The organism is Candidatus Pantoea rara (assembly GCF_051136265.1).
Taxonomy (GTDB): domain Bacteria; phylum Pseudomonadota; class Gammaproteobacteria; order Enterobacterales; family Enterobacteriaceae; genus Pantoea; species Pantoea rara.
Map to the genome: position 1 here is coordinate 2,285,479 of NZ_CP194942.1, position 22,094 is coordinate 2,307,572.

Here is a 22,094-nt window from a genome sequence, read left to right on the forward strand (position 1 = left end):
ATTATGCATCGCTGTGATAGTTACGGTTGATGATTGCAACACAATATTACCGCTGTAACACTCCCCCACGTTTGCCCATTATCACGACAGATTTGCCCGCTAGAGCGCCGTGCCAGCAGGTGCCATCAGATCATAGCGATCGTTCTGCGGGGTCGCGTCCATCGCCATCGGCGGCTCTACTTTCAGGGTGATCCAGTTAGAGGTGACACGCTGCTGCCTGCTGTCCTCCAGAGTCACAGAGAGGCGATATTCGTTGCTGGCCTCCGGTGCCGGATCCCACTGCGGTAAGATCACACTCCAGCCCTGCGGATCGGCATTATTGGCCGGGGGCGTCAGGCTCAGCGCCTGCGTATCGCCCTGCCAGCTCACCGCTTTGATGTCATTGCTGGCGCGCACCTGCAGCTTCAGCGGCAGACTCTCGCCACTGCTCAGCTGCCAGGGCGGGGTCGCCAGAAATACGGAGAGCGTTTTACGCTGACGGAATGAGAGCACCGGCGTATCACTGCGGGTCACGGTATCATAACGGCTGCCGCGCAGGGAGTGCGCCTCAGCAACATTACCGGCATCAAGCTGACGGCTCAGCGCCACGCCGAAGCGATAACTGAGTTTCAGCCCCAGCTGATCCTGGCTTTCACCGGCGCTACTGGTTTTGTGCGTGGCGGATAAGGTGACCAGCGGCACCGGCGTGTAGGAGAGGCCAAACGACATCGCGGAGGGGTTGTGATAACGGTTGCCACTGTTAAACAGATCGACATTCTCACCCAGATATTGCTGATAGCTCACCGAGACGCCAAGCTGACGATAAAAAGGCAGATAGCTCTGGCTGGTGATGTCATAGCCGCGCGCCATGCGCTGCTGCTGGGAGTCATTCAGATTTTTCCAGTCGGAAAGCGGCTGATAATAGTTGGCAGAAAAACGCAACGAATCGCTCCACGCCTCCGTACCTACAGAGGCGCGCTGCAGGCCGCTGCTGAATGTGCGGTCGATAAAACCGTTATAGCCCAGCAGCCAGTTACCCGCGTCCCAGCGTTGTCCCAGTCCCGCATTGCCAACCAGACCATCATCGGTATCGTGCAGGCCAAGCTGACTGAAGGTGAGCAGGCTGTTTTCATCGGCCAGGGCGCTGAAGAGATCGCCACCCGTGCCCGCAAAGTTTCCGTTCATATCGACTTTCAGGTCCAGCTCCGCGTTGCCATAAGGCGACAGCAGTGACTGCCCTTCACTCTCAACCCGACCGGCCACTTCATCACGCAGATGATTGAAGGCCCAGACGCCTGCCTGCTGGCCAAACGTCACATTGCTGTCGCTGTTGTTACTGGCCTCACCAATACTTTTGGCTACGGCTGCCAGCTTTTTGCTCCACTCTTCATCCTGATCGCTGACACCGCCGAGCGTCGGCAGCGATTCACTGTAGCGCGCCGGATCGTCGAATGGCGTCTCAGACACCGCCGTTTCGGTCTGGAAGGCGCGGGCGCTCTGCGTGGCAGTCAGCGACAGCGCAATTAAAGAGAGAACCCCTGTTTTCCGTATCATGTCACCCGGTATGTTGATTAGTTCGTTGCTGCGATTAAAGACAAATCATCAGCACTTACCTTAACATATTGTGACGGCGATGCAGGACAGCAGCGGCAAATTGTGCATATCCCAGAAAAATCCGGGCCAGAAAAAGGCCTGCTATAACAGCAGGCCCGACGCAAAAAGGCTTCTGTCAGGAGAAGATCAACCCGCCATCCACATTGATAGTCTGCCCGGTGATGTAGCGCGCATCGTCTGAGGCCAGAAACGCCACAAGTCCGGCGACATCCTCCGGCCGACCCGCACGCTTCAGTGGAATGTTTTGCACCCACTCTGCCATCAGCTCACCTTTGCCGTAGGTTTTCTCCTCGTTACTGAGGATCTCACCCCAGACGCGATCGTTGTAATCCCACATCTCACTTTCGATGATGCCGGGACAGAAAGCGTTGACCGTGATGTTCCACGGTGCCAGCTCCAGCGCCAGACTCTGCGTAATGCCAATCACGCCCATTTTGCTGGCGGCATAGTGCGGCGTGTAGATAAAGCCCTGCCGTCCCTGCCCCGATGACGTGTTGATCAGGCTGCCGCTGTGCTGCTTCACCATATATTTTGCCGCTTCACGGCAGCAGAGCCAGACGCCGGTCGTATTAACCGCCAGAATCCGCTCAAAGTCGCTCTTCGGCATCGTGTCAAAACGGTCGATGGTGATCACACCCGCATTCTGTATCGAGACGTCAATCTGACCAAAGCGCTCAAAAGCCTGCTGATAGAGCTGCTGCACTGCGGCTTCATCCGTGACATCGACCTGCAGCGCCAGGATCTCACTGCCGTACTGCTGCTGCAGCTGGTCGGCCGTCGTGAAGACCCGGTCAGCAGTCGACACCATCACCAGTCTGGCGCCGTCGCGTGCGAAGCGCGCCGCAATCCCGGCACCAATGCCCCGACAGGCACCGGTAATCACCACTGTTTTTCCACGTTGTTCGCGGCTCATAATTGCTCCTGTTAACTGTGACGAACATCAGTGAGAGGTGCTGCCTGCTGCTTTTTTTCATGGCGACGCAGCAGCACCACTTTGCTTTGCAGACGTTGCTGGAACTGGTCGATCACCACCGCAGTGACAATCACCAGCCCTTTAATGACCATCTGCCAGAAATCGCTGACCCCCATCATCACCATGCCATCGGCCAGGAAGACGATAACGAAAGCGCCAATAATCGAGCCGGAAACGCGCCCACGTCCGCCTGCCAGCGCCGTGCCGCCCAGCACCGTGGCACCAATGGCGTCCATCTCAAACATGTTGCCGGTCATCGGATGTGCAGTCTGTAACTGCGAGGCGACCACCAGCCCGACCAGACCGGCGCAAAGGCCAGAAAAGGCGTAGACGAAGATTTTCACTTTGATAATCGGCACGCCCGCCAGACGCGCAGCGGACTCATTGCCGCCGATGGCATAGATATAACGTCCCAGCGGGGTTTTGCGCGTCAGGTAGAGGCCCAGCAGTAAAAAGCCGAGCATCAGCCAGATAGGCAGATAAACGCCCAGCACGGTGCCCGAGCCAAGCAGGGCAAAACCGGTGTTGCCGAGCGCGGGCACACCCACCAGGTTAGCGTAGGTGCCGCCGTCGTTGAACAGCAGCGCCGCACCGCGCGCCACATACATCATCCCCAGAGTGCAGATAAAGGGGGCCACGCCGAGTCGGGTGATCACCGTGCCATTAATCAGCCCCACCAGTACGCCAAAAATGGCCACCACCAGAATCACTTCGGGTACGTTGAGAAATAGCGTATTGCCGCCCCATAACGGGATGCCATTGGTCAGCAGCGCGCCCGCGACCATGCCGCAAATTCCGGCGACCGCGCCTACCGAAAGATCGATTCCGCCGGTGAGGATCACCAGCGTCATACCAATCGCCAGCAGCCCGGTAATCGCCACGTGCTGCGTCATGATTAGCAGGTTAGAGGGCGTCAGAAAGTTCGGCACCATCACGCTGAAAAAGCCGACCACAATCAGCAACGCAATAAAAGTGCGCGCCTTGAGCAGATACATATAGAGCAGATATTTTTGGTTCATGACATTCTCCGGCCAGCTTAGCGCCTGGACCAGCAGGCGTAATTGTTGCAGGCAATCCGGACATGGACAGCGCGGAACAACCCGGCGTACATGCAGTACGTGAGGATGGCGAGCACTGCCCAGGGTTCAGACTGACAAATAAAGTAGCCCAGGGGGCCAGACGCTTAATCCTGTGGGGTTGATGCCGCGATCAGTTGTTCTCGCGTCGCCGCTGCACGCGGCAGATCGGCCGTAATCCGGCCATCGGCCATCACTAAAATGCGGTCCGCCAGCGCCATGACCTCATCCAGTTCGGAGGAGGAGAACATCACTGCCAGCCCCTGCTGCGCCAGATTACCAATCAGGTGATAGACGTCGGTTTTAGCCCCCACGTCGATACCGCGTGTTGGCTCATCCAGCAACACGACCTGTGGTCCGGTCATCAGCGCTTTACCCAGCACCACCTTCTGCTGATTACCGCCGCTCAGCGCCGTCACCGGCAGATCGGGATCGCTGACTTTGATTGCCAGATGGCCAATCATCTCATTCACCCGCTGCCGTTCCCGGCCCGGATTCAGCAGCCCCAGCGCACGACGAAAACCGCGCAGGCTGAAGTCAGAGAGCGTCATATTGGCCGTCACCGACATCAGTTCAATCACCCCTTCGCCTTTGCGATCTTCAGGCACCAGCGCGATGCCACTTTTCAGCCGCTGCTGGAAGCTGCGTTTCGCCAGATCCTTACCGGCCAGCCGTACGCGGCCAGATTGACAGGGCATCAGGCCAATCAGTCCCTTGAACAGCTCGGTGCGTCCGGCACCCAGCAGCCCATAAATGCCGATCACTTCGCCTTTACGCAGGGTAAAACTGACCTCATTGAGCTTGTAACCCCCGTTCTGATGCAGCGCGGTCAGGCCCTCAACCTCCAGCACCGTTTCCCCTTGTGACGCAGGCTGATAGTCGAACTGTTTTTTCTTATCGCCCACCATCTGGGCGATAATCCACGGCACGCTGGCGTCGCGCACCTCGCGTTCACTGATAAAACGGCCATCGCGAAAAATGGTGATGTGATCACCAATCTCCATCAGCTCTTCCAGCCGGTGAGAGATGTAGATGATGGTGACGCCTCGCCGCTTCAGCTGATCAATGACACTGAACAGCACTTTGACTTCCGACTGGCTCAGGGCGCTGGTCGGCTCATCCATGATCAACACCCGGGTATCTTTCGACAGCGCACGGGCGATCTCCACCAGTTGCTGATGACCAATGCCCAACTCGCCCAGCGGTGCATAGGGATCGACATCCAGCTGCAGACGATCCAGCAGCGACTTCGCCAGCGCATACTGATACTTTTCGTTGATCACACCGCGCTGGAAAAACTCGTTAGCGATAAAAATGTTGTCCATCACGTTCATATTGGGAAACAGATTCAGCTCCTGAAAAATGATACTGATCCCCTGCTTCTCTGCCTGATGCGTGGAGTTCAGCGACACCACCTTGCCATCCAGCAGAATCTCGCCCGACGACGGTGTTTCCACCCCCGCCAGCATCTTCATCATGGTGGACTTACCGGCACCGTTCTCCCCGATCAGGACATTCACTTTGTTGCGGTAAACCCGATAGCTGACCTGATCGAGCGCGGTCACACCGGGATAGAGGCGCGACACGTTGCGCGTTTCGATAATCACGTCGCCGGGCGCTTGCGGTTGAGGGTTTTGCATCTGCCGCTCCTTATTGCCGGGTAATCGCAGCCGGAGTGATATCCGGCAACTGCTGCGGAATATCCCAGCTGCTGAACACGCCGCTGACCCTCACTTTGTCACCCACCTTCGGCGCGAACTGCTGCATCAGGGTGGCGGCGTGCTGGTTGATCGCTTTGCCGTAATCACCAAACATCACCTGATCATTGAAGTCCTGATAGCTCGCCCCCTTGTAAGCATCACGCAGCGCGGTGCCGCGAATAATTGGCCCGACCTGAATTGTGACACTGTCACCTGATTCATCCCTTACAGTCATCTTTCCGCTGCGTGATGTGGTATTCACGGCGGTCACCTCGCCGCGAACAGAGACGCTGAAGACACAGGGATTCTCAGCCTGACTGCGATAACCATACGTCTGACAGGCGCTGTCAAAGTCTTTGGCAGACTGCAGCGACTTCATTAACGTCACCAGCGGTTTAGCCTCTGCCTGGACCTGCGGCACCAGCTTCTGCTGCCACACCTGGTCGAGGTTCGCCATCTTCGGATTAGGGGGGTTTTTAAGGGCAGCCAGCTCCTGCTGCGACACGATTTTGCAGCCACCTGACAGCATGACCACCAGCATCAGCCAGACTCTTCGGGACATCTTCTTCTCCCTGGCGCCCGCTTGCGCAGGCGCGAAAGCGGTTAATTACGACTTGTAGTTAAAGTCCTGTACGCCTTTGGCGTTTTCCGGGGTAATCAGAATGCCGCGGAACATCACGCGCTGTTTTGCCGGTTTGACGCCTTTCTGGATGAAGTTATCGAGATCGGTTACCCCTTCGGCGGCAATCGCCTGCGCCTGCAGCATCACCGTAGCTTTCAGCGTGCCCGCTTTCACCGCATCGCGTTCGTCGTTGCTGCCATCAATGCCCACCACAATCACATCGTTGCGACCCGCCGCCTTCAGCGCTGCAATCGCGCCCAGCGCGACCGGGCCGTTACCGCAGATCACCCCTTTCACATCAGGATGCGCCTGAAGGATGCTGTCCATAATGCGCTTACCGTCGATCAGGGTGCCTTTGGCATCCTGACGCGCCACGCTCTGCATATCGGGATATTGATCCAGCACCTGATGGAACGATTTAGAGCGAGTCACGCAGTTGTTGTCGGCCAGGTTACAGGCGAGTTCGGCATATTTGCCCTTTTCGCCCATCTTCTCGACAAAGACGTTGGCGACGTCTGAACCCGCCTGGAAGTTATTGTGGGTAATCTGTGCCAGCGCCACGTCATCCACCGGGATTTCGCGGTTGATCAGCACCACCGGGATCCCGGCATCTTTGGCTTTTTTTATCGCCGCCACGCTGGCGGTCGAGTCGGCGTTATCCAGCACGATACCCTGCACTTTCTTACCGATTGCGGCGTCAATCAGTTCGCTCTGCTTCTTCACATCTTCGCCGTGCGACAGTACCGTGGTTTTGTAACCCAGTTCCTGTGCTTTGAGATTGGCGCCTTTGGCTTCGGAGGCGTAGTAGGGATTATCAAGCGAGTTAACCAGAATCATAATGGTGCCCTTCTCGGCGGCAAATGCCGCCTGCGAAACCAGACAGGCAGCCACGGCAGTACACAGCAGGGTACGGTTTTTCATGATGTTCTCTCTTATCGTTATGGCAGGGTATGAAGTCCCGGGTGTTGGGCTGGCCTTACCAGATGGTGAAGCCACCATCGATCATTAAATCTGCGCCGGTGATCATGTCGCTGCCGTTGCTGGCGAAGAACAGCACAGCGGCGGCGATCTCATCGGTATAGGCAAAGCGGCCCAGCGGTATCAGTTTTTTCATCTGCTCACCCTTCTCGCCGCGCCAGGCTTTCTCGCCCATCGGCGTCAGCACCACGGTGGGCGACAGGGTGTTCACGTTGATGCGATGCGGAGCAAACTCTTTGGCCATGACTTTGGTCATGCCAAGCAGACCCGCTTTGGCAGAGGTATAGGCGACATGGTTGTCGATAGCGATGGACGCCGCCTGTGAGGCGATATTAATAATCTTGCCGCCCGCACCGGCACGAATCATCAGCTTTGCAGCCGCCTGCGAGCAAAGGAAAGGTCCGGTGAGATTCACCGCAATCTGCTTCTGCCACTCGGCAAAATCGGTTTCAATCACGGGTTGCAGCATCACGTAGCCCGCGCAGTTCACCAGGATATCGATGCGGCCATAGTGGGAAACCACTGCGTCGAACGCCTCTTCCACCGACGCGGGATCGGTGACGTCACAGCAGACAAACTGCACCCGATCGGCCGCGAAGTCTGCCTGAAGGCTGGCGACCTTGTCCGCTTCAAACGGCGGATAGAGCAGTGCCAGACGCGCGTCCTTCTCCAGCAACATGCCATTGGTTGCCATGGCGATGCCGCCCAGTCCACCGGTCACCACCGCCACTTTATCGGCCAGACTCATTGCCGTATCCACGCCGTAGCGCAGGTTTACGTCATATTCACCACTCATCCCACTCTCCCCCTGAATTTTTGCTGCTACGAATGATTCACTCATTTTCGAACAAAAATATAAGCTATCGAAAAGAAACGATGTGTGGGGCAGATCAAATTTCGACCATCTGCCGCCTTAAGCGGCTTATCTGATTGAAAAGACGTGATCTGGCTTCCAGACCCTAAATAAAGCCGCTCTGCTGTTACAGGGAAAGCCTGATAGATTCAATAACCTGCGGATTATTTATTTTCGTTCGAAAACCAAAGGCACAACAACCCATCTCGCATTCATAAAAATGGCGCGTTAAACTCAGCCACAGAGACCTTGTTTGGCCGACCTCTCAGGTTATTGGAAAAGGGAGCATTTCGATTGAAAAGCAAAAGTGAGCAGTTCGCTGACATGCAGCAACGCCGCGAAAAAATTCTGGAGATGATCCGTGAGGATGGCACGGTCACAGTCAAAGCGCTGACAGAGACTTTTGGACTGACCGAAGCCACATTACGCAGCGACCTGCGCATGCTGCAAAAACAGGGTTTTGTACAGCGCTACCACGGTGGTGCGACGCTGATGACGGGAAAGCAGAATACCGGCGCAATGCTGCTGGAGCGGCAGACTCATCTGGAAGAGAAAGAGGCAATTGGCCGGCTGGCGGCGCAGCATATCGAAAATGGCGACACGGTGATTTTCGATTCCGGCACCACGACCACCGCGATTACCGATGCCATCAGCCATATCCGACGTCTGTCAGTGGTGACCACGGCCGTCAATATCGCCCTGAAACTGGGCGGCGAACCGGGGATCAACATCCTGCTGACCGGCGGCACCTTTAAATTTCCGACACTTTCTACCTCTGGCGAGAAAGCGGCCGGCTTTTTCGAAAATGTGCTGGCCGAAAAACTCTTCCTGGCGACCGCCTGCATCTCGCCGCGTCTGGGTCTGAGTTTCCCCAGCGAAACTGACATCAAAGTAAAACTGGCGATGATCAAATCCGCCAGCACGGTTTACGTGGTGGCGGACTCCAGCAAAATCGACAAGGTTTCCATGTTCGCGCTGCCCTGTGACTGGAGCAACATCCACTACCTGATCACCGACAGCGGCATCAGCCCTGCGCAGGTCAACGCCTTTGAAGCCTTAGGCGTGAAAGTGCTGGTGGCCCCGCTGCCGCTGAAGCGGGCGATGTAATGCCCATCGCAACACCATCGCTTCAGCTACACGCCGTCATCAGACAGCCACAGGATTAAAGTAAACTGCCGGGCCTGCTCCTGCAAAAGCCGCACCATTACCAACCGTGCAGGAATGGCCTGCCTGAAGAGCAACGTGTGCGAGCCAGGGATGGCGAGCCCAATTCGCAGGATGCGAGGTTCCTTTGCGATCAGGCAGACCTTTCCTGCACGGCGCACTGGCTCACCGGTTTCCCACCCCGCACCTGCAAATCCGCCCGATAAAACCGCACCACCTCACCCACCACCAGCAGCGACGGCGACACCGGCTGATCCCGCGCGACCGTCTCCGCCAGCCCGCCCAGTGTGGTAATCAACACCCGCTGATCCGGCCGGGTGCCCTTCTCGATAATCGCCACCGGCGTCTCCGGATCGCGTCCCTGCGCCTGCAACTGGGCACTGATGGACGCACTCCAGCTCAACCCCATATAAAAAACCAGCGTCTGATTCACCGCCGACAGCGCGGCTGCATCCAGCTGTGGCTCACCCCTCCGGCCATGCCCGGTAATCAACCGCAACGACTGTGCACAATCCCGATGCGTCAACGGAATCCCGCTGGCGGCCGCACAGCCTACCGCCGCCGTAATCCCCGGCACCACTTCACAGCGAATCCCGGCCGCCTGCAGGCTTACCATCTCCTCCCCACCGCGACCAAAAATAAAGGGATCGCCTCCCTTCAGGCGGATTACATCGCGCCCGCTGCGTGCCAGATCCACCAGTAACTGATTAATCTGCGCCTGCTTCAGCCCGTGCTGCCCTGGCTGCTTACCCACATCAATGCATAACGCACTCTCCGGCACCTCCGCCATCACCGCTTCACTTACCAGCCGGTCATACACCACCACCTCAGCCCGTTGCAGTAATCGCAATGCCTTCACCGTCAGCAACTCAACATCACCAGGGCCTGCACCCACCAGCCATACTGCACCCTGCGGCTTTGCCGGATCGACCGGAGCCAGTAACTTATCCAGAGAATCAATTGCTCGCGTCATCATTCCTCCACAACCACATCGGACAGCAACAACTGCTTCAGCTCCGGAATACAGGAGCCGCACTGCGTGCCGCATTTCAGCTTCTCACCCAACGCCTGAGTGCTCCGACACCCCTGCGCCATCGCCTGCAAAATCGTCTGCTCACCCACCGACATACAGCTACAGATAATCCGGCCCGCCGCGCTGTGCTGCGCCGCCTGACCCGCCAGCACACTATGCCGCCCGGCAGCCTCCTGCGGCGCATCCGTAAACGCCGCCGCGACAAACGCACTATCCAGCGACGGCAACGTGCTACCGGCATAAAACGCCACCTGCAACGCACCGTCACGCCAGGCCAGCAACCGGTAATCGGGGCCACTGCCGGTGGCGACCTGCACGTCACAGCCTGACAAATCAACCTGCCCGGTCAACCACGCTTGTGGCGATCCCACGCCTGCCAGCGCATACCGCTGCACTGCCGGAAAGGGCGCGCGCGACCAGTAACGCAATCCCGCGGGCTGGGTAATCCCACGCTGCCAGAGCCAGCCCTGCCAGCTCACTGCCAGCGGCAGAATCCTTACCGGCGTCTGCTTCAGCGCAGGCTGACCCGAAAACGGACAGGCCCGGGCGGCGACCAGCATGCCGACGTGACTCTGCTGACTGAACTGCCGGTTCCAGTGCATCGGCACAAACAGCTCGCCGCGCCGTATCCCCGAATCTATACGCACCCGGACGCTGATCCAGCCCAGTACCGACTGCACCCGCACCAGACTGCCCGCCGTCACGCCATACTGCGCGGCGTCAGCAGGATGCAGCGCCACAAAGGGCTCATCGCAATGCTGCATCAGACGCGGCACCAGCCCGGTGCGCGTCATGGTATGCCACTGATCCCGCACCCGACCGCTATTCATCAGCAGCGGATAAGCAGAATCTCGCCGCGCTAAGAGAGGCGTGGCCGGGACAAGCAGGCGGGCTTTACCGTCCGGATGAAAGAAGCGGCGATCGCCAAACAACCGGGCACAGCCCTGCGGAAAATGACGGTTCACTGGCCACTGAACCGGACGCAGTGCATCCCATTCGGCCTGGCTCAGCTGCGCCAGCCCACTGATATCAAACGCCCGCTCTCCCCGATTCTCAAAGCCCGACAGCGCCGCATGCTCGCGGAAAACGTCCGATGGATGTTGCCAGTTGAACCCCTCGCTGAACCCTAATCGCTGCGCCACCTGCGCCAGTAGCCACCAGTCAGGCCTGGCATCACCGGGCGCGGCAGCAAAGGCGCGCTGGCGCGAAATACGCCGCTCTGAATTCGTTACGGTGCCATTCTTCTCGCCCCATCCCTGAGCAGGCAGCAGAATATCGGCAAAGGCACTGGTATCGGTCTGCGCCATCACATCCGACACAATGACCAGCGGACAGGCCGCCAGCGCCTGCGCCACGTGGTTGCCCTCCGGCATCGACACCGCTGGATTGGTGCCCATAATCCACACGGCTTTCACCTCGCCCTCGGCAATGGCTCTGAAGAGATCGACCGCGGTCAGCCCTGGCTCGCGGGCTATCGACGGGCTGCGCCAGAAACGCTGCACCCGATCGCAATCCGCTTCCGTAAAACCCATGTGCGCCGCCAGCTGATTCGCCAGACCACCCACCTCGCGACCGCCCATGGCATTCGGCTGTCCGGTCAGCGAAAAAGGCCCGCAACCCGCGCGGCCAATTTTACCCGTCAGCAGATGCAGATTAAGCATCGCCTGGTTATTGTCGCTGCCTGTGGCGGACTGATTAATCCCCATGCACCACAACGTCAGCACCCGATCGTGCTGGCTGAACAGCTGGAAAAAGTGCGTCACCTGCTGCTCAGTCAAATCACAGGACTCTGCTACGCGCGCCACATCCCACTGCGCAGCCGCAGCCAGCGTTTCACTCACGCCATTCAGATGCGGCAACATGCTGCTATCAAGGCTATCCTGCTGCGCCAGCCAGTGCAGCAGGCCGGAAAACAACGCCGCATCGCTGCCGGGACGCAGCGGCAGATGCAGATCGGCCTGATCGCAGCTCGCCGTGCGGCGCGGATCAATCACCACAATGCGCATCGCTGGCCGTTGCAGCTTCGCCTGCATCAGTCGCTGCCAGACCACCGGATGCGCCCAGGCGGCGTTAGAGCCCACCAGCAACACCAGATCGGCCTGCTCCAGATCCTCATAACAGCAGGGCACCGCGTCAGCTCCCAGCGCGCGCTTATAGCCAACCACCGCCGACGCCATGCAGAGCCGGGAATTGGTATCGATATTGGCAGCGCCAATGTAACCCTTCATCAGCTTATTGGCGACGTAGTAATCCTCAGTTAGCAGCTGCCCGGAGCCATAAAATGCCACCGCCTGCGGACCATATTGATCGATCACCGCACGCAATCCCGCCGCCGCCGCATCCAGCGCGTCGTCAAGGCTGACCTGCTGGCCGTTAACTTCGGCGGTCAGCAGACGCCCCTGCGGGGTCAGCGTCTCACCCAGCGCCGCACCCTTAACGCACAACCGGCCCGCATTGGCAGGATGCTGCGGATCGCCGACGACGATTGCCTGATGAGGTCCCTGCGGCGTGACGCAGACGCCACAGCCGACGCCGCAATAGGGACAGGTGCTGTTCATGATGCCTGCGCCAGCTGGTTAAGCGGACGGTTTGCCAGCCAGATCTGCCCCGCTTCCAGCTTCACCGGCCAGCAGCGCAGCTGATGCTGCGGGTTATCCAGGCTCTGCCCGTCACGCAGCCGTATCCGCTGCTTGTAGAGCGGAGAGATCACCACTGGCTCGCCGCCGACATCGCCCAGAATCCCGCGCGACAGCACGCTGGCGTCGCTGCCGGGTTCGCGATCTTCCAGCGCAAAGAGCGCATCACCAAAGCGAAACAGCGCAACACGCTCACTGCCGAGTCGCGCCCCAATCCCGGCTTCCGGCGGAATCGCGTCCAGGGTGCAGATCGCACTCCACGGCTCGGCGGGCAGCTGCAGCAGCGGACGCGCGGCCACAGACTCAGGCTGGCGCTGACCGCGTACCCGGCTGTAGTACAGCGATTCATCAGCCTGGTCGCTGTTGACCGTCGGCGTAAACAGCGCAAGCCGCGACGGGTCCGCCAGCGTGGTCTGCCACTCACACTGGTATGCCTCCACCACCCGCTGCATCTCCTGCTCCAGCGTCGCACCCAGCCCGAGGCTATCCTCAATCACCACCTGCCGCAGGTAATCCAGACCGCCTTCCAGGTTGTTCATCCAGACGCTGGTTCGCTGCAGGCGATCGGCGGTGCGGATATAGAACATCAGCAGGCGATCGACATAACGCAGCAGCGTAGCGTCATCGAGATCGCTGGCGAACAGGTCGGCGTGGCGCGGCTTCATGCCGCCATTGCCGCAGACGTAGAGGTTCCAGCCCTTTTCGGTGGCGATCACGCCGATATCTTTGCTCTGCGCCTCCGCACATTCGCGGGTACAGCCCGAAACGGCCATCTTGATCTTATGCGGCGCGCGCAGCCCCTTGTAACGGTTCTCCAGCGCGATGGCGAAAGCGGTGGAATCCTGCACGCCGTAGCGACACCAGGTTGATCCCACACAGGATTTCACCGTGCGCAGTGACTTCCCGTAGGCATGACCGGTTTCGAAACCGGCAGCGAGCAGCGTCTGCCAGATATCGGGCAGCTGATCGAGCCGCGCGCCAAACAGGTCGATACGCTGACCGCCGGTGATTTTGGTGTAGAGATCGTAACGCGCGGCCACCTCGCCAATGGCGATCAGCCCCTGCGGCGTGATTTCACCCGCCGGGACGCGCGGCACGACCGAATAGGTGCCATCTTTCTGGATGTTGGCAAAGTAGCGGTCGTTGGTGTCCTGCAGCGGCAGATGCGCCGGTTTCAGCAAATAATCATTCCAGCAGGAGGCGAGCAGTGACGCCACCAGCGGCTTGCAGATCTCGCAGCCCTGCCCCCGTCCGTGCGCTGCCAGCAGCGCCTCAAAAGTCCTGAACTCGCCAGCCCGGACCAGGTGATACAGCTCCTGCCGCGAATAACTGAAGTGGTCGCAGACATCTTTTTTCACCTCAACGCCGAGATTTTCCAGCTGAAACTCCATCACCTGCTTCACCAGCGCCGCGCAGCCGCCGCAGCCGGTCGCCGCTTTGGTGCAGCTCTTAATGCTGCTCATCTCACTGCATCCGCCTTTCACCGCCTCACAGATATCACCCTTGCTGACGTTGTGGCAGGAACAGACCTGGGCGCTGTCCGGCAATGCCGCGACGCCCGGTGCTTTCGGCGCACCCGCCAGCGCAGGCAGGATCAGGCTTTCGGGCGCAGCAGGCAGCGGCAGGTCGTTGAGCATCATCTGCAGCAGCGTGGCGTAATCATTGCTGTCGCCGACCAGCACGCCGCCCAGCAGCCGGGTGCCCTCCGCAGAGACCACGATTTTCTTGTAGATGCCTTTTGGCCCGTCGGTCCAGTGATAGTGCTGGCTGCCCGGCGTGCGGCCATGCGCGTCACCAAAGGAGGCGACCTCCACGCCCAGCAGTTTCAGTTTGGTGCTCATGTCCGCGCCGCTGAAGGCGGCGGGTTCAGCCGCCAGATGGCCGGCCAGTACCCGCGCCATCTGATACCCCGGCGCGACCAGACCAAAGATCTGGCCGTTCCACAGTGCGCATTCCCCAATGGCAAACACGTCGTCATCGCTGGTCTGGCAGCGATCGTTAATTTCGATGCCGCCGCGCGGTCCCAGCGTCAAGCCCGCCTCACGCGCCAGCTCATCGCGCGGCCGGATACCGGCAGAGAACAGCACCAGATCGCCGGGTAAACGGCTGCCGTCAGCAAAACACAGCACTACGCTGCCATCGGGCTGACGTTCGATTCGTTCGGTCTGTTTTGAGGTGTGAACTGTCACGCCCAGCGCGTCGATCTTCTGACGCAGCATCAGCGCCCCGCCCTCATCGAGCTGCACCGCCATCAGACGCGGCGCGAACTCCACCACATGCGTCTCCAGTCCAAGCTGCCGCAGCGCATTCGCCGCCTCCAGACCCAGCAGACCGCCGCCAATGACGATGCCGCGCTGGCTAAGGCGGGCGCAGGCGGAAATGGCATCGAGATCATCCAGTGTGCGATAGACAAAGCAGTGTTCGCCGTCGTGGCCCGGCACTGGCGGCACAAAAGCACGTGAGCCGGTCGCCAGCACCAGCTTATCCCACGCCAGCTCATTGCCCGCGTTGTCACGCAGGCTGCGCTGCTGGCGGTCGATCGACACGACACGACAGCCGCTGCGCAGTTCGATACCGTGCAGCGCAAAGAAGTCCGCGCTGACCATCGACAGATCGTCAGCCGTTTTGCCGTTGAAATAGTCCGACAGATGCACCCGATCATAAGCCTGCTGGCGCTCCTCACCGTAAACCACAATGTGATAGTGCTGATGCATTTCGCGGGCAACCAGCTGTTCAAGAAAGTGGTGACTGACCATGCCGTGACCAATCACGGCTAATACCGGTTTACTCATCTCAGGACTCTCTGCAGCCTGTGGCTGCGGTTCAGGTTGATCGTGATCGAACAGGGCATCAAGCGTGACAGGTTCAGCGCGCTGCAGGCGTTCCAGCAGTGCAGTGCCCTGCCGGGTGTCACCAGAGAGCAGCACGCCACAGAGGCGGCCCTGACGGAGAAAAAGGCGGCGGTAGTCGCCGGAAAGAGGATCAAAACTGCTGATGGACGGCGCCTCACTGACATCACCGGCACTGAACAGCGAAATGCCGCTGACCTTAAGGCGCGTCGCCAGCGGCTGGCTGATAAAATCCGCCAGTGGCGATCCAGCCAGTTGCGCCGCCAGAATCTGAGCCTGCGCCAGGCAGGGCGCGACCAGACCAAAGGTTTCGCCCGCGATTTCACAGCACTCACCCACCGCATAAACATCGGGAATGACGCTGCGCAGCTGACCATCCACCAGAATGCCGCGCTGACACGGCAGCCCCGCGGCCTGCGCCAGCGCTACCTCCGGCTGCACCCCGATGGCGATCACCACCTGCGCAGCGGTGCAGTGACGCCCGCAAATCAGCACCACGCCCTCCTCATCAATCGCCGTGAGTCCGCTGTTCAGTTCACAGCGGATGCCGCGCTGTGCTAATGCCGTCAGCAATAGCTCGCCCGCTTTTGCATCCAGCTGGCGATCCAGCAGCCAGGGTTTGTGGTGGACCAGTGTCACTTCACGGCCACGGGCGCGGAGTGCTGCTGCCGCTTCAATGCCGAGAAACCCCCCGCCCAGTATCACCACCGGACCCTGGCCCGCCAGCAGTCGCCGGACATCAGCGATGCTGCGAAAGCCCAGTACGCTTTCCGCATCAATACCAGGAATTGCGGGCAGACGGGGTTGTGAACCGGTGGCAAACACCAGCCGATCCCAGCCGAGCTGGCGCCGATCGGTCTGCACCGTCCGCGCAGCCAGATCGACCTGCAGTACGGTTTCGCCAGTCAGCAGCGTGACGCCGTGCCGCTGATACCAGTCGCGATCGTGGATCAGGGTGTCACTGAAGGACTTTTCACCCGCCAGCACCGGCGACAGCAGCACGCGGTTGTAGTTGCCGTGGGGCTCGCAGCCAATGACCGTGATGGCGTAACGCAGCGGCGCACGTTGCAGCAGGCTCTCCACCATCTGCATCCCCGCCATGCCATTGCCTATCACCAGCAACCGTTGCCTCATGGTCTGCTCCTTATGCCGCCGTGGTCTGTTTTTCATAGAGAAAATGCAGCACTTTCTGGCGCAGCTGGTGGTAGCGCGGCTCATCTGCCAGCGCGACCCGCGAGCGCGGACGCGGCAGATCGACCGTGAGGATTTCGCCGACCTGCGCTGCCGGGCCGTTGGTCATCATCAGCACCCGGTCGGACAGCAGCACCGCTTCATCCACGTCATGGGTGATCAGGACAATGGTGGTGTTCAGCTCCTGCTGAATGCGCATTACGCTGTCCTGCAGATGGGCGCGGGTTAACGCATCCAGCGCGCCAAATGGCTCATCCAGCAGCAGCACACGCGGCTTCATCGCCAGGGCACGCGCAATGCCGACGCGCTGCTTCATGCCACCAGAGATTTCGCCAGGCCGCTTGTGCATGGCGTGGCTCATCTGCACCCGATTAAGGTTGTGCTCGATCCAGTCGCGCATTTCCGCTTTGCTGAAGCGTCCTTTAAATACCTGCTGAACCGCCAGTTCGACGTTCTGAAATGCCGTCAGCCACGGCAGCAGTGAATGGTTCTGAAACACCACCGCGCGCTCCGGGCCCGGCCCGGTAATCTCACGGTTATCACACAGCAGCACGCCGCTGCTGGGACGGGTTAATCCGGCAATCAGGTTCAGCAGCGTCGATTTGCCGCAGCCGGAATGGCCAATCAGGCTCAGGGTTTCCCCTTCGTGAATATCAAAGCTGACGCTGTCCAGTGCCAGGAACTCGCCGCTGGCAGTGTTGAAACGCTGGCTCACCTGCTGAACGCGAATAATGTGTTGCTGCATGATGTTCTCCTTATTTTTCCCAGCTGAAACGACGCACCAGCAGCATCAGGCCCTGCTCCAGCAGCAGCCCGACCACACCGATAATCAGAATGGCGATCAGAATGTTTGCCACATTGAGGTTGTTCCACTCATTCCAGATCCAGAAGCCGATCCCCAGCCCGCCGGTCAGCATTTCGGCGGCAACAATCACCAGCCACGCGATCCCGATAGAGAGACGTACCCCGGTAAGCATCGCAGGCAGCACGGCAGGCAGCAAAATCCGGCGCATCACCGTCCATTCGGAGAGCTGTAACACCCGCGCGACGTTGAGATAATCCTGTGGAATGCGCTGCACCCCTTCGGCGGTATTGATGATCATCGGCCAGATGGAACAGATAAAAATGGTCCAGCTGGCGGCCGGCTCGGCGCGCTGAAACAGCAACAGTCCAATCGGCAGCCAGGCCAGTGGGCTGACCGGGCGCAGCAGGGCAATAATCGGATTGAACATCCGCGCCATAAAGGCGAAGCGCCCCAGCAGAAAACCCGCCGGAATGCCCACCAGCGCGGCGAGGCCGAAGCCGATGGCGACGCGCTGCAGCGAGGCCATCACATTCCAGCCGATGCCCTGATCGTTGGGGCCATTGCTGTAGAACGGGTCAGCGAACAGAATCTGTGCGGCCTGCCAGGTCGCGTAAGGCGAAGGAAACGAGGGTTCGGACAAGGCGGCGATCTGCCACACCAGCAACATCAGCAGCAGGCCACCCGCAGCCGGAATGCAGCGCTGCAAAAACGGACGCAGCCGTGCCGGACGAATGGCGGCTTTCGGGGTGACCTGTAACGGAATCACGGTGGCACTGCCGGGGGTTTGCTCTGGCTGAGCCAGCGCGCGCGCGTCAGTTCTCATAACAACCTCTCTTAACGTTTGATAGCGAAACTGGCGGCGTAGGCGGCAGGATTGTTGCCATCCCAGACTTTGCCGTCGATCAGGGTACTGCTGCGCATCTCGCTGGCGGGCAGTGCAATCTGCCCGACTGCGCTGGCGGCCTGTTTATAGATATCAATGCGGTTGATCTGGCGGGCCACGGCGAGGTAATCGGGATCGCTGGCGAGCAGCCCCCAGCGTTTCATCTGCGTCAGGAACCACATGCCATCTGAGAGCCAGGGAAAACTGACGTTGCCGTTGTCGAAGAAGCGCATCGGATGCGCGTCCTGCCATGACTGCCCCAGCCCGTTCTGATACTGACCGAGCATTCGCCCCTGTAGCGTCTCCACTCTGGTATTGATCCAGGCGCGCCCGGCTAACACCTGCGCGGTTTCACGGCGGTTATCGTCTGAGGCGTCTATCCAGCGCGCGGCCTCCAGCACGGCGGCGGTCAGCGCGCGGGCTGTGTTGGGATTCTCTTTCACCCACTGCGCGCGGGTACCGAGCACTTTTTCCGGATGTTCTGGCCAGATCTGCTGGCTGGTGGCAGCGGTAAAGCCGATGTTGTCGCTGATGGCGCGCTGGTTCCAGGGCTCACCGACGCAGAAGCCGCTCATGTTGCCAATCTTCATGTTCATCACCATCTGCGGCGGCGGCACGACCACGGTGCGCACATCGTTAAACGGATGAATGCCGGCATTGGCCAGCCAGTAATAGAGCCATATAGCGTGCGTACTGGTGGGAAAGGTATGCGCGAAAGTCAGGCTGCCTTTGGGGCTGCCATCAACGGCTTTTTTCAGGCTGGCCGCATCGGTGACGCCACTGGCTTTCAGCTGGTTCGACAGGGTGATCGCCTGGCCGTTGTGGTTGAGCGTCATCAGGTTCGCCATGTCGTGCTGCGGTCCCGCCACGCCCAGCTGCAGCGCGTAGATCATGCCGTAGAGCACATGCGCCGCATCCAGTTCGCCGGAGGTCAGCTTGTCACGCACTGCTGCCCAGCTCGCCTCTTTGCTGACCGCAAGCGTCAGACCATACTTCTTATCGAAGCCTTTTACCGACGCCATGACCACGGGCGCGCAGTCGGTAAGCGGAATAAAGCCCACCCGCACCTGCGCCTTTTCTGGCGCATCAGAACCTGCGGCCCAGACTGCATTTCGTAATCCCGGAACGATCCAGGCCGCACCCAGCGCAGCACCGGAGATCAGCGCCTGACGTCGTGTCAGTGAAAATGGCGTTTTGCTCATCATGTTGCCCCTGAACAGAAATAAAAAAAGGCGTCCTCCGACAAGCCGAAGCCTGCGGATGGACGCCTTTATCCAAAGCACTGACCCCACCGCCATTGGCGGGAGCAATGCGTACTCTCTGTAGGGTTAAAGCAAAGGGTGTGCCAGATCGCCGACACCGCGCGAATGCCGGCTGACAGCAGTATGCGAGTTAAAATTTAAACAAATTTGCACGTTTTTGACGCAGATCACGCACAAAGTCTGTGCAGATACCTCATCCGGGTTAGTTGCTCAGCGTTTTCGCCACCGCCAGCACCGCCTGCGCGATTTCCAGTACCCGCTTATTCTGATTCATCGCGCTTTTGCGCAGCGCCTGCCAGGCGGCTTCTTCGCTGAACCCCTGCTGCTGCATCAGCCAGTGCTTGGCCTGATCAACCACCCGCCGCTCGTCAAGTGAGGCCCGCATTGACGCCAGTTCATCCGCCTGCTGTTGCAGACGCTGTGACTGCTCACCAATCAGTGACAGTACCGAACGCCCGAGCTGCGGGGCCAGGCCGTCACTGTTGAGTGCAGCGGCGCCGGGCAGCCAGTCAGCCCCGGAGACGTAGAGCGAGAAGTTGCTGTCGCCCTGGATGACCGGGCGTGCGGCATGCCGCTGCGCCTGATCTATCGCCTCACGGCAGCGCTGCATCAGCGTGGCCGTCAGGGCATCCTCCAGCGTTTTCATCTGGTCCAGCCGCTCAGAGAGCAGGGAAAACCAGTGCAGCGCGCCGGTCTCATCATACCGTCCGCCAGTGCAGGCGATGCGCCGCAGACGTTCAATGTCCCGACCGGGCTGAGCCAGCGGCCGCCAGCATTCACAGGCGGCGCTGTCAGCAAACTCCCGGAAGGTGGTAAAGCTCTGCTCCTGGGCCGCGATCAGGGCCACCATCTGGCTGCGCTGGTCAGATGTGAACTGCCCCGCCGCAAAGCCAGCGGAGCCGATAGCCCGCTCCTGACCAGCCAGTTCTTTGCCCTGCATAAAGCTGAACAGGGCGATAAGTGCGCGGGAAATGCCGGGATAGCTGGCAGTGTCGGCCGCCTCAAACACCAGATTGAGTAAGGTGCGGATCACCTGATTGAAGGCGGCCATCGCCGCAGCCTGATCCAACTCACGCTGGCTGATTTGCTGACGCAGTGCGGGCAGCCCCGCCAGCGACTGCAGAGTGGCAGCAATCAGGTTACAGAAGCGGCTATAGCCAGGCTGTGCCACGGCGGGCGGGAGCGCCTGATAAAAGTGCTTCAGGCCGTCACAGACCTCCTGCTGTCGGGCGAGACGCTCAGCACTGAACAGTGCGCCGCCCGAGCAGATCCAGAGGTTGTTTGCACCACGTTCACGCTGCAGCCGATGAACCAGTTCACTGATGGCAGCCATCAGCTCGCCCGTCTTAAGCAGCCGTTGCAGGCTGGCAATATCGCTGTCACGCGATGCCTGTAGCCAGGTCAGGGCATCACTCATTGCTCACCTCCGTGGAGTTAAAACTTTTTAGTAGCAAAAGGCGTGCCGCTTTCCGGAAAAATGAGGGTCAGAACCCGGCGTAAATTCTGAATTTTGATAAGATTCTTAACGCAAACTGATAATTTTTTTTGGCAACAAGTTATAAGGAAATCTTAATAGTTTCCAATCGGATTCATTGCGTGGCAGAATGCGCGGCACTGTTCTCAATCAGTTTGTCTCTGCGATAATTCAGTTCGCTTTAACTATCACATTCGCTGGCGCTTTTCTGACACCGAAACCCGCCCGTAAAGCGCCCGCTATCACGCATTGGCAGCAGGTGCAATGGTTTGAATTCTCAAAAGTCTTAGGTAGACTGAATACGTTACTATCCTGATGTAAACTGACCTTTTTTTGAAAAACAGAATTTCGGCACGATGTAGCGCGACAAACCGCGCCTCCAGACATCGGGCCCGGCAACATGCAGATACTTTGATGAGATCACGAGGAACATGGTGAAAAAGAGTCTTGCGTTAACACTGCTGGCGGTTCTTACCCTGGCAGGCTGTAAGGCCCCGCCGCCGCCCGTCACTGACGATACGCTGGTCACCAGCGAAATTAACGGCGTCAAACTGGTCCATCGACACGCTGTCGCGGCACCGACAGAATTTGAGCCGGTCAATCAGACCTGGCGCGCGCTCTATGGCGCCTCCGTCATGACCTCGCCTGACTACGGCGGCAAAGTGGTTCGCTATCTCGAAACGGGTAAACCGTTTGAAGTATTAGGTAATGTGGAACACAGCTGGCTGGCGATTGCTGACCAGGCTGACGGCCCGCTGATCGGTTATGTGCCGTTAAAAGCGGGTGTAGCGAGCGATCGTTACGATGCGACGGTGCAGAGCGATCGTCCCCGTCCCCGCAAAACCAAACAGGTCTGCGTGGCCGTCGGCGGTGCCAGCAAAGCCTGTCGGACTAACGATACCGCGACCTGGATCTTAGACTGAATATGAAATCCGGCGCATATTGCCCGCAGCACCGTCCCGGGCTGCGGGTACAGGGATTAGCCATTGGCTGGAAGATCAC

The 22,094-nt window shown here is 59.4% G+C and carries 16 protein-coding genes; 2 read left to right on the plus strand and 14 right to left on the minus strand.

Annotated features, from left to right (window positions below):
- Positions 1-99: 99 nt before the first annotated feature.
- The 7 genes from ACR8BF_RS10780 to ACR8BF_RS10810 all read right to left on the minus strand — a co-directional run bounded on the left by ACR8BF_RS10780 (position 100) and on the right by ACR8BF_RS10810 (position 7,738).
- Complete coding sequence (locus ACR8BF_RS10780; protein WP_434744925.1) at positions 100-1,533, minus strand: YchO/YchP family invasin; 1,434 nt, start codon at positions 1,531-1,533, stop codon at positions 100-102.
- 175 nt (positions 1,534-1,708) lie between these two features.
- Positions 1,709-2,506 carry a glucose 1-dehydrogenase gene (locus ACR8BF_RS10785; RefSeq protein WP_434744926.1) on the minus strand — a complete coding sequence of 266 codons (798 nt, stop codon included), beginning with the start codon at positions 2,504-2,506 and terminating at the stop codon, positions 1,709-1,711.
- Positions 2,507-2,517: 11 nt separating this feature from the next.
- Entirely contained in the window at positions 2,518-3,585 is a 1,068-nt protein-coding gene (locus ACR8BF_RS10790; RefSeq protein WP_292992893.1) for an ABC transporter permease, read from the minus strand.
- 164 nt (positions 3,586-3,749) lie between these two features.
- Entirely contained in the window at positions 3,750-5,282 is a 1,533-nt protein-coding gene (locus ACR8BF_RS10795) for a sugar ABC transporter ATP-binding protein (protein WP_434744927.1), read from the minus strand.
- Positions 5,283-5,292: 10 nt separating this feature from the next.
- Positions 5,293-5,904 (minus strand): DUF2291 family protein, encoded by a 612-nt coding sequence (locus ACR8BF_RS10800; RefSeq protein WP_434744928.1) that lies wholly within the window; start codon positions 5,902-5,904, stop codon positions 5,293-5,295.
- A 45-nt stretch (positions 5,905-5,949) separates the two neighbouring features.
- Positions 5,950-6,885 carry a D-ribose ABC transporter substrate-binding protein gene (locus tag ACR8BF_RS10805; protein ID WP_179895931.1) on the minus strand — a complete coding sequence of 312 codons (936 nt, stop codon included), beginning with the start codon at positions 6,883-6,885 and terminating at the stop codon, positions 5,950-5,952.
- Between the two features lie 55 nt (positions 6,886-6,940).
- Positions 6,941-7,738 carry a GolD/DthD family dehydrogenase gene (locus ACR8BF_RS10810; protein ID WP_313698948.1) on the minus strand — a complete coding sequence of 266 codons (798 nt, stop codon included), beginning with the start codon at positions 7,736-7,738 and terminating at the stop codon, positions 6,941-6,943.
- A 351-nt stretch (positions 7,739-8,089) separates the two neighbouring features.
- Here ACR8BF_RS10810 and ACR8BF_RS10815 point away from each other — a divergent pair, with 351 nt between their 5' ends.
- Positions 8,090-8,902, plus strand: a complete 813-nt coding sequence (locus tag ACR8BF_RS10815; protein ID WP_179895933.1) for a DeoR/GlpR family DNA-binding transcription regulator — start codon at positions 8,090-8,092, stop codon at positions 8,900-8,902.
- 190 nt (positions 8,903-9,092) lie between these two features.
- Here ACR8BF_RS10815 and cobA read toward each other — a convergent pair whose 3' ends face one another.
- From cobA to ACR8BF_RS10850, 7 genes are all read right to left on the minus strand, one after another.
- The gene (gene cobA, locus ACR8BF_RS10820; RefSeq protein ID WP_434745936.1) at positions 9,093-9,932 is read right to left on the minus strand and encodes a uroporphyrinogen-III C-methyltransferase; all 840 of its coding nucleotides are present in this window, start codon (positions 9,930-9,932) and stop codon (positions 9,093-9,095) included.
- The gene (locus tag ACR8BF_RS10825; RefSeq protein ID WP_434744929.1) at positions 9,932-12,550 is read right to left on the minus strand and encodes a nitrate reductase; all 2,619 of its coding nucleotides are present in this window, start codon (positions 12,548-12,550) and stop codon (positions 9,932-9,934) included. Before ACR8BF_RS10825 ends, cobA begins: the two co-directional genes overlap by 1 nt.
- Positions 12,547-16,611, minus strand: a complete 4,065-nt coding sequence (gene nirB / locus ACR8BF_RS10830) for a nitrite reductase large subunit NirB (protein ID WP_434744930.1) — start codon at positions 16,609-16,611, stop codon at positions 12,547-12,549. Before nirB ends, ACR8BF_RS10825 begins: the two co-directional genes overlap by 4 nt.
- Positions 16,612-16,621: 10 nt before the next feature.
- On the minus strand, positions 16,622-17,413 hold the full coding sequence (locus ACR8BF_RS10835) for an ABC transporter ATP-binding protein (protein WP_179895936.1): 792 nt from the start codon (positions 17,411-17,413) through the stop codon (positions 16,622-16,624).
- Between the two features lie 10 nt (positions 17,414-17,423).
- Positions 17,424-18,296, minus strand: a complete 873-nt coding sequence (ntrB, locus tag ACR8BF_RS10840; RefSeq protein ID WP_434744931.1) for a nitrate ABC transporter permease — start codon at positions 18,294-18,296, stop codon at positions 17,424-17,426.
- Positions 18,297-18,307: 11 nt separating this feature from the next.
- Positions 18,308-19,558, minus strand: a complete 1,251-nt coding sequence (locus tag ACR8BF_RS10845) for a CmpA/NrtA family ABC transporter substrate-binding protein (protein ID WP_434745937.1) — start codon at positions 19,556-19,558, stop codon at positions 18,308-18,310.
- Positions 19,559-19,820: 262 nt separating this feature from the next.
- Complete coding sequence (locus ACR8BF_RS10850) at positions 19,821-21,035, minus strand: nitrate- and nitrite sensing domain-containing protein (RefSeq protein WP_314983723.1); 1,215 nt, start codon at positions 21,033-21,035, stop codon at positions 19,821-19,823.
- A 488-nt stretch (positions 21,036-21,523) separates the two neighbouring features.
- Between ACR8BF_RS10850 and ACR8BF_RS10855 the strand changes: the two genes are divergently transcribed.
- Positions 21,524-22,015, plus strand: coding sequence for an SH3 domain-containing protein (locus ACR8BF_RS10855; RefSeq protein ID WP_179895939.1), 492 nt, complete (start codon positions 21,524-21,526; stop codon positions 22,013-22,015).
- Positions 22,016-22,094: the final 79 nt, after the last annotated feature.

Excerpts from the sequence above, each read along its gene's own strand:
- ACR8BF_RS10780 (WP_434744925.1), bottom strand. The coding sequence starts at position 1,533 with ATGATACGGAAAACAGGGGTTCTCTCTTTAATTGCGCTGTCGCTGACT.
- ACR8BF_RS10785 (WP_434744926.1), bottom strand. The coding sequence starts at position 2,506 with ATGAGCCGCGAACAACGTGGAAAAACAGTGGTGATTACCGGTGCCTGT.
- ACR8BF_RS10790 (WP_292992893.1), bottom strand. The coding sequence starts at position 3,585 with ATGAACCAAAAATATCTGCTCTATATGTATCTGCTCAAGGCGCGCACT.
- ACR8BF_RS10795 (WP_434744927.1), bottom strand. The coding sequence starts at position 5,282 with ATGCAAAACCCTCAACCGCAAGCGCCCGGCGACGTGATTATCGAAACG.
- ACR8BF_RS10800 (WP_434744928.1), bottom strand. The coding sequence starts at position 5,904 with ATGTCCCGAAGAGTCTGGCTGATGCTGGTGGTCATGCTGTCAGGTGGC.
- ACR8BF_RS10805 (WP_179895931.1), bottom strand. The coding sequence starts at position 6,885 with ATGAAAAACCGTACCCTGCTGTGTACTGCCGTGGCTGCCTGTCTGGTT.
- ACR8BF_RS10810 (WP_313698948.1), bottom strand. The coding sequence starts at position 7,738 with ATGAGTGGTGAATATGACGTAAACCTGCGCTACGGCGTGGATACGGCA.
- cobA (WP_434745936.1), bottom strand. The coding sequence starts at position 9,932 with ATGACGCGAGCAATTGATTCTCTGGATAAGTTACTGGCTCCGGTCGAT.
- ACR8BF_RS10825 (WP_434744929.1), bottom strand. The coding sequence starts at position 12,550 with ATGAACAGCACCTGTCCCTATTGCGGCGTCGGCTGTGGCGTCTGCGTC.
- nirB (WP_434744930.1), bottom strand. The coding sequence starts at position 16,611 with ATGAGGCAACGGTTGCTGGTGATAGGCAATGGCATGGCGGGGATGCAG.
- ACR8BF_RS10835 (WP_179895936.1), bottom strand. The coding sequence starts at position 17,413 with ATGCAGCAACACATTATTCGCGTTCAGCAGGTGAGCCAGCGTTTCAAC.
- ntrB (WP_434744931.1), bottom strand. The coding sequence starts at position 18,296 with ATGAGAACTGACGCGCGCGCGCTGGCTCAGCCAGAGCAAACCCCCGGC.
- ACR8BF_RS10845 (WP_434745937.1), bottom strand. The coding sequence starts at position 19,558 with ATGAGCAAAACGCCATTTTCACTGACACGACGTCAGGCGCTGATCTCC.
- ACR8BF_RS10850 (WP_314983723.1), bottom strand. The coding sequence starts at position 21,035 with ATGAGTGATGCCCTGACCTGGCTACAGGCATCGCGTGACAGCGATATT.
- ACR8BF_RS10855 (WP_179895939.1), top strand. The coding sequence starts at position 21,524 with ATGGTGAAAAAGAGTCTTGCGTTAACACTGCTGGCGGTTCTTACCCTG.